The organism is Bittarella massiliensis (ex Durand et al. 2017) (assembly GCF_017566145.1).
GTDB classification, from domain to species: Bacteria; Bacillota; Clostridia; order Oscillospirales; family Ruminococcaceae; genus Bittarella; species Bittarella massiliensis_A.
In genome coordinates, this window is record NZ_JABFCL010000016.1 from 38,322 (window position 1) to 49,720 (window position 11,399).

Below are 11,399 nucleotides of genomic sequence, written 5' to 3' on the forward strand. Positions count from 1 at the left end.
CCGGGCCCCGCACAGCGGCGGGGCGGGCTTTCTTTACGCTTTGAACCGGTAGCCCACGCCCCAGACGGTGTTGATGTGCCGGGGATGGGAGGGCTCCTCCTCGATCTTCATCCGCAGCCGGCGGATGTTCACGTCGATGATCTTGTCGTCGCCGTAGTAGTTGTCGCCCCAGATCTTCTGCAAAATTTCCATCCGCCCCAACACCGTGTCGGGGTTTTTTAAAAACAGCTCCATGATCTGGTACTCCACCTGGGTCAGTTCCACCGGCTGCCCGCTTTTAAAGAGCATCCGGCTCTTGAGGTTGAGGGTGAAGGGCCCCACCTCCAGCTCCTCCTGGGGGCGGCTGTTTTGCAGCGAGACCCGCCGGTAGATGGCGTCCACCCGGGCCATCAGCTCGGAGACGCTAAAGGGCTTGGTGACGTAGTCGTCCGCCCCCAGCATCAGCCCGCTGATCTTGTCCATCTCCTGGGTTTTGGCGGTGAGCATAATGATCCCCACCGCGCTGTTTTTCTCGCGGATCTGGCGGCAGACACTCAACCCGTCGACGCCGGGGAGCATGATGTCCAGCATCACCATGTCAATGCCCTCCCCCCGCTCGGCAAAGACTTCCAGCGCCCGCTCGCCGGTGCCGGCCTCCAGCACCTCAAAGCCCGATTTTTGCAGGTTTAGGCAGATGAGTTCGCGGATGTTCTCCTCGTCCTCCACCACCAAGATCGTCTTTTTTGCCACGCAAAGCCCCTCCTGTCTGTCGTTAGTTGAGAATGGAGAACCCGCTCTTGACCACGTTGAGAATGGATTCCCGGTTGCTGTCCTCCTGCGGCTTGCAGTAGTAGATGTAGTTGCCGCTGCTGCCGATCTTTTCAAAGCCGGAGGACTGGTAGCTCTGGGCGCTCTCGTCCCGGGGGAGGCGGAGGATGGAGAAGCGGGCCACATCTCCCCGCTTGCAGGTGATGACGGTGTTGTCCAGGTTGCTCTCAAAGGTGACCCCGACCTGCCACTGGGCGGGCAGGGTCAGGCGGAATTTATAGACCTCGTTTTCATAGGTGGTGCGGTCGTAGACAAACCGCTTCTCCCCCACCTCGTACCAGTCCACCTGGTAGCCGGAGGCCGGGCGCATCTGCACCAGGCTGGCTTTCTTGTCGGCGGTGAAGATGGGGACCTCGATCTTCCCGTCCCGGTCGATGTCCTGGCTGTACAGTTCTGTCTTTTGGCGCTGGCTCTGACTCACCACCGCCTCCTGCTGCACCAAGCTCAAAACGCCGTTTTGATAGGCCAGCACCTCGGTGGCCAGCAGGTTTTCCCTGGTCAGCCCGTCGATGTAGAGCAGTTTGCCACTCTCTCCCCCGCCTGTCTTCAACTGCCGCACGGCGACGATGCGGGGGTCCAGGGTCTGCTCGGTCACCTTCTCCACCGCCGAGCGGCCCACGTCTTTGTAGACCGAGGCCTTGACCCCCTCCTCGGTGCGGGAGGACGAGAGGAAGACCAATTCGGAAAAGTAGTCGCCGTCCATGTCCTCGCAGATAAACTGCTCGTACTCCCGACTCATGAACTCGGCGATGTGCTCGCCGTCTTCCCCCTGTTGGTAGCCGTAGATGGCCAGGCTGTTGTTGCTCTCGCCAAAGACGTTCCACCCCACCAGGATATTGTAATAGGAGAGGTGGCTGATGTGGTCGAAGCGGACAAAGCCGATCTGGTTGCCCCGCCCCTCCTGGTCAAAGACGATGTTCCACTCGCTGTCCCCGTCCCCGTACTGCTGCAGCTGTAGGACCGCCAGGTGGACGTTGACCTTGTCCTTCTCGGTGTAGAAGGCCAGCGCCTCCTCCACCCCGTCGGAGTTGATGTCAAAGAGGACGACGGGGGTGCGGTACGCCCCCTCCTTGGGGTAGCTGAGTTTGATCTCCCCCTTGGTGCCCCGATTCAGCGCCTGGATGATGGCCTGCTGCTCTTTGGAAAAGAGGGGGGCCTTCATCAGATCCTCCACCGAGGCAGAGAGGCCGAAGGTGCAGCCGCTCAAGCAGATGAGCGCCGCCAACAGCAGCGGCAGAACCCGCCTTGACAGATGTCTTTTGTGAGCCACAGGTCATCCCCCCTCCGGTTTTCGTCCCTCTGTCGGTATTGTATCACACCCGCCGCCCCGATTGGGTTACCGTTTGGTTACAATCCCCCTCCGGCGGCGGAAAGAGCGCCCATTCGCTTTGTATTTTAGCACAATTTTGACTATAATAACAGGTGATGGTACAAATCACCCGCCCGCCCCGCCGGGGGCGGGCGATAAAGGAGGTAATACGCCGTGTCCGATCGCCGTTGCCAACCGCCCTCCCCCGCCCTGGTGGAGGAGGTGCTGACCGCCGCCTGTTCCCGGGGGGCGGATTTTGCCGAACTCTTTTGGGAGGACACCCACACCCACTCGGTCAACCTCATCGACCAAAAAATCGAAAACGCCCTGCGAAACCACATCCGCGGGGCAGGCATTCGGGTGGTGAAGGGGCTGCGCTCCACCTATGTCTCCACCGCCGACGTGGGCAGAGAGGGGCTTTTGAAGGCCGCCCGGGAGGCCGCTGCCGCCTGCTGCGATGGCCCCGCCCTGGTGCGGCCCCTGCCCTTTGCCCCCCTGCAATTTGCCGACTTGCACCCCTGCCGCCTCTCCCCCACCACAGTGGAGACCGGCGAGAAGGCAGCCCTTCTCCACCTGGCCGACCGGGCCGCCCGCAGCTGTGGGGACGAGATCGCCCAGGTCAGCGCCACCCTGGCCGACCGGGTACAGCGGGTGCTGATCGCCAACACCGAGGGGCTGTGGGCCGAGGACCGGCGCGCCCGCACCCGGATGGGGATCAGCGCCATCGCCTCCGACGGGGTGCAAAACCAGACCGGCTTCGAGGGGCCCGGCCGCAGCGCCGGGTACGAAATTTTTGCCGGGGAGATCGACGTGGAGGCCGCCGCCAAGGAGGCCGCACGCACCGCCCTGACCATGCTCCACGCCCCCGAATGCCCCGGCGGGCGGATGCCGGTGGCCATTGAAAACGGCTTTGGCGGGGTGCTCTTTCACGAGGCCTGCGGCCACTCCCTCGAGGCGGAGGCGGTGGGCCGCGGCAACTCGGAGTTCGCCGGGCGGCTGGGGGAAAAGATCGCCGGGGAGAAGGTCACCGCCATCGACGACGGCACCCTCCCCGGGGCCTGGGGTTCCACCAACATCGACGACGAGGGACACCCCACCCAGCGCACCGTCCTCATCGAAAACGGCATCCTCAAAAACTACATGGTCGACTGGCTGGGGGGCCGGCGGATGGGGCTGCCCTCCACCGGCAGCGGCCGGCGGGAGTCCTACCGCTACGCCCCGGTCTCGCGGATGCGCAACACCTTCATCGCCCCCGGGCCCGACGAGAACGAGGCCATCCTCCGCTCCATGGACAGGGGGCTTTACTGCAAGAAGATGGGGGGCGGTTCGGTCAACCCGGTGACCGGGGAATTCAACTTCGCCGTCAGCGAGGGCTACCTGGTGGAGCGCGGGGAGATCACCACCCCGGTGCGGGGGGCCAGCCTCATCGGCACCGGCTCCCAGGTGCTGCTGGACATCGACATGGTGGGCAGGGACCTGGCTCACGGGCAGGGAATGTGCGGGGCCGCCAGCGGCGCGGTGCCCACCAATGTGGGCCAGCCGCTCATCCGCGTCAGAGAGATCACAGTGGGGGGAAAATGAGATGACCTTTGATTCGTTTAAGGAAGAGGTGGCCCGCCGGGCCAAAGAGGCAGGGGCGGAGGCGTTTGAACTCTACAGCGTCCGCAACAAGACCATGGAGGTGGCCGCCCACGAGGGCGAGGTGGACACCTTTTCCAGCGACCAGGATTTCGCCGTCAACCTGCGGCTGCTCGCCGGCGGGCGGATGGGGTACGCCACCACCCAGGTCCTCTCCCCCGAGGAGGCGAGCTGGCTGGTGGAGAGCGCCCTGGACAGCGCCCGCGCCACCCAAAATGCAGACATCGACGAGATCTGCGCCCCGGCCGAGGGCTTTGCCGCCCGATCCGGCGGCCTCTCGGAGCCCGAGGCCCTTTACAGCCAGCTGCAGCGCCAGGTGTTGACGGCCGAGCGGGCCTGCCTCGCCGCCGACAGCCGCATCACCTCGGTCAGCGACGCTCAGGCCGCCTGGGGCGGCGGGACCCGGGCCATCTACAACAGCCGGGGGCTGGACCTCTCCGACGAGACCTGTTACGCCGTGGGGGTCATCGGCCCCACCGCCAAGGAGGGGGGGCGCTCCTACAACGAGTACGAGGTGGCCTCCGCCCCCGACCCGTCCGCCCTCTCCCTGCAAAGCGCCGCTCAAAAGGCGGTGGAGGCCACCCTCTCCTTCATCGGCAGCGAGCCCGCCGACACCGGCCGCTACGCCGTGGCCCTGGCCCCCGCGGTGGCCTGCGACCTGCTGGGCACCTTCTCCGGCGTCTTTTCCGGGTTGGCGGCGGTAAAGGGGCTCTCCCTCCTAAAGGGGCGGGAGGGGGAGGCGGTGGCCGCCCCCTGCCTCACCCTGCGGGACGACCCCTTCTGCATGGAGGCCATCCTCCACCGGCGCTTTGACGATCAGGGGGTGCCCACCTTCGGCAAAAACCTCATTGAAAAAGGGGTGCTCAAAACCCTGCTGCACAACCGCAAGACCGCCGCGCTGCTGGGGGCAAAGACCACCGCCAACGCCTACAAGTCCGGCGCTTCCGCCCCCCTGGGGGTGACTCCCACCAACCTCTATTTTACCCCGTCGGAGCGCAGCCGCGCACAGCTGCTGAAGGAGATGGGGGAGGGCGTCTTCATCACCAATGTCAAGGGGCTGCACGCCGGGGCCAACCCCACCACCGGCGACTTCTCCCTGGAGGCCAAGGGCTACCTGGTCGCCGGCGGACAGCTGGGGCGGCCGGTCTCGGGCATCACCGTGGCGGGCAACTTCTACCAGCTCTTAAAGGACGTGCGGGGGCTGGCCGACGACCTGGCCTTCGACGCGCCGGGCGGCGCCGGGCAGATCGGCTCCCCCACCGTCTGGGTGGACGGCCTCTCGGTCTCCGGCCGGTAGCAGGCCCTGTCCCTATCAGCGCAAAAGCGGGCTCCGAGCTTTGGCTCGGGGCCCGCTTTTCGTCCCTTTGGACCGCCTCTTAACGCCCCGTTCACCTCTGCCTCAACCCGCGGTTTTGGAAACAAATCCTTTACAAAATGCGTCTTTTTGCTTCATTTTTTCATCATCCAGCTTTCACAGAGGGCCGGTATTCTAAAATCACCGAAAGCGAACAAGACAAAAGGAGGCCCACCCGCCATGAACGATCAATCTTGGAACCAACAGCACTCCACACCCCCTCCCCCCAATTTGTCCCAGCAGGCGGCCCCCTATTCGCCCTACGCCCCCCATGCCGCAGGCCCCGCCCCCTTCGCGCCGCCCCCCAAAAAGGCGCGGAAAAAGATGGGGGCCAAGGCCAAGACCGCCGCCCTGGTGACGGCCTGCTGCATGGGGGCCGGCCTCTTCGGCTTTGGCGGCGCGGTGGCGGGCAACCTGCTCACCCAGCAGCTTTCGGGCAGCTCCCCGGTCCTCTACCAGGGCGTTCCCACCCAAAACACCAGCGCCGGCGGCGAGAGCGGCGCGGTCTCCTCGGTGGCCGCCAAAGCCGCCCCCTCGGTGGTGGCCATCACCACCGAGACGATGCAGGGCTACTACGGCCGGGTGCAGCAATCGGTGGCCACCGGCGCCGGCAGCGGCGTCATCCTCACCGCCGACGGCTACATCGCCACCAACAACCACGTCATCAGCGGCGCTTCCAAGATCACCGTCACCCTCTCCGACGGCACTCAGTACCCCGCCACCCTGGTGGGGACCGACTCGCAAAACGACCTGGCGGTCATCAAGATCGGGGCCAGCGGCCTGCAGGCCGCTGTGCTGGGCGGCTCCTCCTCCCTGCAGGTGGGCGACCTGGCGGTGGCCATCGGCAACCCGCTGGGCGAGCTGGGCGGCACCGTCACCGACGGCATCATCAGCGCCCTGGACCGCAGCATCACCATCGACGGCGAGACCATGACCCTGCTGCAGACCTCGGCGGCTGTCAACCCCGGCAACTCGGGGGGCGGGCTGTTTGACAAAAACGGCGAACTCGTCGGCATTGTCAACGCCAAGTCCTCAGGCACCGGCATCGAGGGGCTGGGATTCGCCATCCCCATCGACACCGCCAAGCCGATCCTCGAACAGCTGATGGCCGGCGGCGGGGACGAGCAGAGCAGCCAGGAAACCCATGGCGGCGGGTCTGACGCCACACAGACCTTCCCCTGGGGCAGACAGCAGCTCTACTAGAGGGCGGCCCCTTTCCAGCGCTTTCCCACTTTTTTCATTTTCTCTTCTCCTCTTTTCCGAAAGGGGCGGAGGCGGGCTCCCAGAAGGCCCGCTTCCGCCCCTTTCTCTGTCCCTCAATCCCCCTGTTCATAAGGGGCAGAGAACACGTCTATCGCGATGCGCGCCCCCAGCCGAAAGCCGTCGGCAAAGGCCTCCTCCAATTCCAGTGGGTCTTCGTCCAGCTGTTCATCCACAATGTCCATATACTCATTGTGCAGCGGAGGGTTCAACCCCTTCAACCGCTCAATAAAGGCCCGCTGGTGCATGGCATGCCGTCGGTACGCCTCCCGATGCGCCCCTATTTGTGGGCAAAACTGTTCCGCTGGAAAAATCTCCCCGTTGTAGAGCATCTCCAAAATGGGTTTCACAATGTCACTCTCTATTTTGATATTATTATTTGTATTATATAATTTGTTATATAAACGTCAATCCATAAATATTATACTAAATTACACAGGAAGAAGGTGGACGCCATAGAAGACAAATTCATTGTCACCCCCAAAAAACGAGAGCCGAAAGAAGATAAATCCGTTATCATGACCCTTCGCCTCGAGCGGGAGCTACAAGAGGCTTTTGACCGGCTTGCCGCCACAAGTGGCCGCTCCCGCAACGAGGTCATGTGCATGGCCCTGCGCTACGCCTTGGAGCGTCTGGAGCTCGCCCCCGAAATGGAGGACATGGGGGAGGCCGGAGCAAAGAAGGACTAAAGCAGATGGGACTTGCTGTAAAGGTAAAAATGCTCCTGGCCGCGCGGGGGATGTCTGTCAGCGACCTGGCCGGTCGCTTAGATCCCCCCACCTCCGCACAGAATATCGGGGCCAAACTCAAGCGGGACAACCTGACCGAACGCGACTTGCACCACATTGCCCGCGCCTGCGGCGCCACCTATGAGGGCTTTTTCACCCTGGACGACGGCCGCAAGATATAGCCACGCACCAATGCTTAAAAAAGAGGCGGGAAGGCCCGAAGTCTTCCCGCCTCTTTTTTGCCGTCCCCCTCACTGGGGCTGTCGGCCCGGCGCCAAAAAAAGGGCGGCTTTCGCCGCCCTCGCCAGGGTCTGTTTCTCTGCCCTCATCCCTCTGTCTTCCCCTCGGCGCGCTGCCGCTGGCGGTGTTTTAAAAACTGAATGTGGACCGCCATGCTGACCCCGCCGCTGATGAGGAGGAAGGCGTAAAAGCTGATTCCCCGGCTCATGAGCATGGCCGGCAGCACCAGTTCGGCCCCGAAGAAGAGGCGAAAGAGGGTGACAAAGCCCCCCTCCTGGGCGCCCACCGCCCCCGGCAGGGGGAGGGAGGAGACCGCCACCGTCAGCAGGGCCTGCACCGCCAGAATCTGCAAGGGCGAGTGACCCGAGAGACCCAGCGCCTTGTAGACGCAGACCGGCACCAGGTAGAGGGCGGTGAGCTGGGCCACCGTGTAGAGGAGGACCCGCAGCAACACGGTGGGGTGGCGGCGGATGTGGGCCGCCCCCTCGCGGTACTGCTCCAGCTGGTTGTCCAGCCGGGCGGCGGTCTCCTCAAAGTGCTTGCACAGCCGCAGGCGGCAGAGGAGGCGCAGCACAAAGTAGCAAAAGCGCCGCACCAGCTTGTGGGAGAACATGGCGCAGGTGATGCCGACGATGCACAGGCCATTGACGGCGATGCCGTAGACCAGCAGGAGGCCGATCCCCTTGACGTTCTGGCTCACAAAGTCGCGCTGGAAGAGAAACATCGCCCCGCCGTAGCCGAGCATCACCACCTGGTAGCAGACGGTGATGAGGAGGAAATTCAGGGAGGCCAGGGAGAGGGGCACCTTGTCGCGCTGCATGTAGTAGACCTGGGCGGGCTGCCCCCCGGTGGCCGAAGGGGTGACGGAGGAGAAATAAAACCCCACAAAGGCCGACTGCAGGCAGTGGGCAAAGGGGAGTTTTTTCCCCAGGGAGCCCAGCACCAGGTGGGTGTTGCAGGCCTCACAGCTGACAAAGGCGAACATACAGCCCAGCCCCAGCAGCAGGTAGAGGGGGTTGGCCCGGCGGATCACCGCCCAGAGGGCGGGCAGGTCGCTGCCCCAGAGCAGCACCACAAAGGTCAGGGCGATCAGGGCGCCGAAGAGGGTCAGGTTGAGGGCGAATTTCTTCTTGTCGCCCAGGGGGGACTTTTGGTTCATCGCGCCATCTCCTCCGGCAGAATAAAGGTGAACCCGGCCCGCTGCAGGGCGGGCAGCGCCAGCCGCAGGGCCTGGATGGTTCGGCCCGGGGCGGTGTCGTCGGCGCTCTTTCCCATGCTGCGGTCGTGCAGGCAGATGATCGACGAGCTGCCCACCCGCCCCAGCAGCCGCTGGGCAGTGCGGCGGGGGGTGGCCCTCCGCTCCCAGTCCTGGGCCATAAGGCTCCAGAGCACCGTCTCCAGCCCCCGGGACTGGGCCTCGTAGAGGGTAAAGGGGTTGCAGTTGCCCCAGGGCGGCCGGTAGTAGCGCGGCTCGACTTCCAGCCTCCGCAGGGCGGCGAGGGACTGTTCCAGGTCCGCCCCGGCAAAGGAGGGGCGGCGAAAGCGGGCGTTCTCGTGCCGGTAGGAGTGGATGCCCACCTCGTGCCCTTCGGCCGCCATCCGCCGGATGAGATCCGGACAGGCGGCGGCGTTCTCCCCCACCACAAAGAAACAGGCGGGAACGCCCAACTCCCCCAGCAGGTCCAAGAGGGCCGGGGTGTAGCGGGGGTCGGGGCCGTCGTCAAAGGTGAGCAGCAGCTTGCCGGGGCGGCCGGTCTGCCGCCAGACCGAGCGGTTGAGGGCCTTGCAGGAGAGGCTGGGGGCCACAAAATAAGCGGCCGCGCAGGCTGCGCCGGCCGCCAGTACCGATTGGGTGGTCACGAGGGGGATCACGAGGCGTGCACCTCCAGCCCGCTGCGCATCCCGGTGACGATCTTGAGGATGGCGTCGGAGTCGATGCCAGCCTTAAAAGTCTGCATGTTGGCGCGCAGCCGCTCCAGCTGGGTGTCGTTGTGGATGACCCGCTCGATCTCCTCCACGCACTCCTCCGGCCGGGTGGGGAGCACCAGGCCGATCTTCTGGTTTTCAATAAAGGCCGCGTTCTTGATCTCCTGCTGCAGATAGGGGCTGAACACCAGGATCGGCAGCTCGGAGAAGATGGTCTCAAACAGGGTGATGCCGCCCGGCTTGGAGATGACCAGGTCCGCCTCCTGCATGTAGCGGTAGACCTGATCGGTGTAACCCACCACCTCGATGTTTTCATACCTGCCGTGGATGCGCTGGTAGAGGTCCCGGTTTTTGCCGGTGATGATGGTGGTCTTGACGTCTTTGAGGCCGTTGAGGCCCTGGTAGAAGGACTTGGCGCGGGGGAGCATCCCCAGCCCGCCGCCCATGATGAGCAGGTGCTTGCCGTCTTTTGCCAGGGGGTGGACGTTGGCCTTGAACTGCTCTTGCACCGGGATGCCGCTGATGAACACCCTGCCCGGGGCGATCCCCTTCTCAATCAGGTTTTGGCGCACCGCCTCGCAGGGCACCAGGTACATGGTGGTGCCGGGGTTGATCCACTCCCGGTGGGTGCTCACGTCGGTGATGCAGGTGATGAGGGGGATGTTCTGGCCGTTTTTCAGGTTGTACTGGCTCACCAACTGGGAGCAAAACGGCAGGGTGGAGACGATCATGTCCGGCTTGGTCTCGGCAATGAGGGTCTTGAGCTTGGCCTGAAAGTACCGGCAGAAGGGCGGGTGGATGTCCCGCTTCCAGTTCTCGGTGAACTTGTAGTACCAGTTGTAAAGCCGCCCTGCCCGGTTGACCAGCAGGGTGTAGCCCTGGTAGAGCCGGCTGCTGTAGTTGGGGATGGTGTACTCAAAGATGTCCCGCAGGGTGATCTTCACATCGCTGAAGGAACGCCGTATCTCATCGCCCAGCGTCTGGGCAGCGGAAAAATGGCCCTGCCCAAAATGACCTGTTAAAATCAACACATTCATCTGTGATTCTCCCCCATGTTGTCGCTGTGGTATCCACTGTGTACCATCACTATACCCGACGGCGCTCACCAAACCAATGAAACGAAAATGAAGATTTGGTTACAATTTCGGCCGCAGGGCAAACCAGAGGACTCGGCCCCGCGCTGAGCCCCCATCTTTACGCGGTCATTATACCGCACTTTACCAGATTGCACAACTCCTCCAGGCTGTTTTTGGAGCAATGTGACAAGATTGTAATTTATTCTTCCCCTTCCTTTAGGGAGAGGACCCCCGCCCGGTAGCGCAGCCGCCCCTCCTGCACCAGCTCTTTGATGGTGCGGTTGAGGCTGCGCACGCTGGTGCCCAGCTGGGCGGCGACAATCTCCTTGTCCAGCCGCAACACCCCGCCGGGGGCCTCTGCCACCAGCAGCGCCAGCCGGTGGCGCAAAGGGGTGGTGATGTTGGTCACCGCCTTGTCGGAAAAGTCGTAGAGTTTGCGGGAGAGGCCGCCCACCACAAAGCGGGCAAAGCGGTCATCCGCCTTCAACCAGCGCAGAAAGGTCTCCCGGCTCATGGCGGCCACCCGGCACTCCCCCAGGGCGGCCACCTCCCCCATGGCGGGCAAATCGTCCACCACCTCGGCCTCGCCCACCATGTCCCCCGCGCGGTAGATGCTCAGCACCATGGCGGCGCCGCTCTCCCCCACGGTGGAGACGGTGGCCGCCCCCTCCAAGAGGAGATAGACCTGGCCGCCCCGCTGCCCCATCTCCACCAGGTGGGCCCCGTGGGGAAAGGTGCGCCGCTCAATGCCGGCGGCCACCGCAGGCGGGCAGGTGGACAGCATCTCCTCTGCACTGGCGCGCCCCATCTCCCCACCCCCTTCCGCGGCGGCACAGAAGCCGTGCCGCCTGTTTTGTCAATTCCCAATCGCCGCGATGATCCCGCCGGCACAAAATGCGCAGTGGTATTTGGCCATTCGGCAGGGAGCAAGCCCGGCTTGCGCATCTGCCTGGCCATCCCCAGGTATAATAGCTGCTTTGCGGTTAGTATACCGCAAGCGCGAAGCGCGCAGTGGTATTTGGCCATTCGGCAGGGAGCAAGCCCGGCTTGCGCATCTGCCT

12 protein-coding genes are annotated in these 11,399 nt (G+C 64.0%); 5 read left to right on the forward strand and 7 right to left on the reverse strand.

Features of this window, described 5'->3' with window-relative positions; translation table 11 throughout:
• Positions 1-33: 33 nt before the first annotated feature.
• Both HJY11_RS12520 and HJY11_RS15285 read right to left on the reverse strand, forming a co-directional pair.
• Positions 34-729, reverse strand: a complete 696-nt coding sequence (locus tag HJY11_RS12520) for a response regulator transcription factor (protein ID WP_368041594.1) — start codon at positions 727-729, stop codon at positions 34-36.
• A gap of 22 nt (positions 730-751) precedes the next feature.
• Positions 752-2,077, reverse strand: a complete 1,326-nt coding sequence (locus HJY11_RS15285; RefSeq protein ID WP_243764507.1) for a hypothetical protein — start codon at positions 2,075-2,077, stop codon at positions 752-754.
• 213 nt (positions 2,078-2,290) lie between these two features.
• Between HJY11_RS15285 and HJY11_RS12525 the strand changes: the two genes are divergently transcribed.
• The 3 genes from HJY11_RS12525 to HJY11_RS12535 all read left to right on the forward strand — a co-directional run bounded on the left by HJY11_RS12525 (position 2,291) and on the right by HJY11_RS12535 (position 6,311).
• On the forward strand, positions 2,291-3,697 hold the full coding sequence (locus tag HJY11_RS12525) for a TldD/PmbA family protein (protein ID WP_438820435.1): 1,407 nt from the start codon (positions 2,291-2,293) through the stop codon (positions 3,695-3,697).
• A 1-nt stretch (position 3,698) separates the two neighbouring features.
• Positions 3,699-5,051, forward strand: coding sequence for a TldD/PmbA family protein (locus HJY11_RS12530; protein ID WP_208076285.1), 1,353 nt, complete (start codon positions 3,699-3,701; stop codon positions 5,049-5,051).
• A gap of 237 nt (positions 5,052-5,288) precedes the next feature.
• On the forward strand, positions 5,289-6,311 hold the full coding sequence (locus HJY11_RS12535) for a S1C family serine protease (RefSeq protein ID WP_243764509.1): 1,023 nt from the start codon (positions 5,289-5,291) through the stop codon (positions 6,309-6,311).
• Positions 6,312-6,424: 113 nt separating this feature from the next.
• Here HJY11_RS12535 and HJY11_RS12540 read toward each other — a convergent pair whose 3' ends face one another.
• Positions 6,425-6,718 (reverse strand): DUF6809 family protein, encoded by a 294-nt coding sequence (locus tag HJY11_RS12540; protein WP_208076286.1) that lies wholly within the window; start codon positions 6,716-6,718, stop codon positions 6,425-6,427.
• Between the two features lie 96 nt (positions 6,719-6,814).
• Here HJY11_RS12540 and HJY11_RS12545 point away from each other — a divergent pair, with 96 nt between their 5' ends.
• A complete protein-coding gene (locus HJY11_RS12545; RefSeq protein ID WP_368041595.1) occupies positions 6,815-7,057 on the forward strand; it encodes a ribbon-helix-helix protein, CopG family in 243 nt (80 codons plus the stop codon).
• Between the two features lie 5 nt (positions 7,058-7,062).
• On the forward strand, positions 7,063-7,278 hold the full coding sequence (locus tag HJY11_RS12550) for a transcriptional regulator (RefSeq protein WP_208076287.1): 216 nt from the start codon (positions 7,063-7,065) through the stop codon (positions 7,276-7,278).
• A gap of 143 nt (positions 7,279-7,421) precedes the next feature.
• Here the strand turns inward: HJY11_RS12550 and HJY11_RS12555 are convergent, their stop codons facing one another.
• The 4 genes from HJY11_RS12555 to HJY11_RS12570 all read right to left on the reverse strand — a co-directional run bounded on the left by HJY11_RS12555 (position 7,422) and on the right by HJY11_RS12570 (position 11,146).
• On the reverse strand, positions 7,422-8,495 hold the full coding sequence (locus HJY11_RS12555) for a lysylphosphatidylglycerol synthase transmembrane domain-containing protein (RefSeq protein WP_208076288.1): 1,074 nt from the start codon (positions 8,493-8,495) through the stop codon (positions 7,422-7,424).
• On the reverse strand, positions 8,492-9,208 hold the full coding sequence (locus HJY11_RS12560; protein WP_208076289.1) for a polysaccharide deacetylase family protein: 717 nt from the start codon (positions 9,206-9,208) through the stop codon (positions 8,492-8,494). The genes HJY11_RS12555 and HJY11_RS12560 overlap by 4 nt, the downstream gene beginning before the upstream one ends.
• Positions 9,205-10,299, reverse strand: coding sequence for an MGDG synthase family glycosyltransferase (locus tag HJY11_RS12565; protein ID WP_208076290.1), 1,095 nt, complete (start codon positions 10,297-10,299; stop codon positions 9,205-9,207). Before HJY11_RS12565 ends, HJY11_RS12560 begins: the two co-directional genes overlap by 4 nt.
• A gap of 238 nt (positions 10,300-10,537) precedes the next feature.
• Positions 10,538-11,146, reverse strand: a complete 609-nt coding sequence (locus HJY11_RS12570) for a Crp/Fnr family transcriptional regulator (protein WP_208076291.1) — start codon at positions 11,144-11,146, stop codon at positions 10,538-10,540.
• Positions 11,147-11,399 lie beyond the last annotated feature (253 nt).

Excerpts from the sequence above, each read along its gene's own strand:
- HJY11_RS12535 (WP_243764509.1), top strand. The coding sequence starts at position 5,289 with ATGAACGATCAATCTTGGAACCAACAGCACTCCACACCCCCTCCCCCC.
- HJY11_RS12555 (WP_208076288.1), bottom strand. The coding sequence starts at position 8,495 with ATGAACCAAAAGTCCCCCCTGGGCGACAAGAAGAAATTCGCCCTCAAC.
- HJY11_RS12570 (WP_208076291.1), bottom strand. The coding sequence starts at position 11,146 with ATGGGGCGCGCCAGTGCAGAGGAGATGCTGTCCACCTGCCCGCCTGCG.
- HJY11_RS12565 (WP_208076290.1), bottom strand. The coding sequence starts at position 10,299 with ATGAATGTGTTGATTTTAACAGGTCATTTTGGGCAGGGCCATTTTTCC.
- HJY11_RS12550 (WP_208076287.1), top strand. The coding sequence starts at position 7,063 with ATGGGACTTGCTGTAAAGGTAAAAATGCTCCTGGCCGCGCGGGGGATG.
- HJY11_RS12530 (WP_208076285.1), top strand. The coding sequence starts at position 3,699 with ATGACCTTTGATTCGTTTAAGGAAGAGGTGGCCCGCCGGGCCAAAGAG.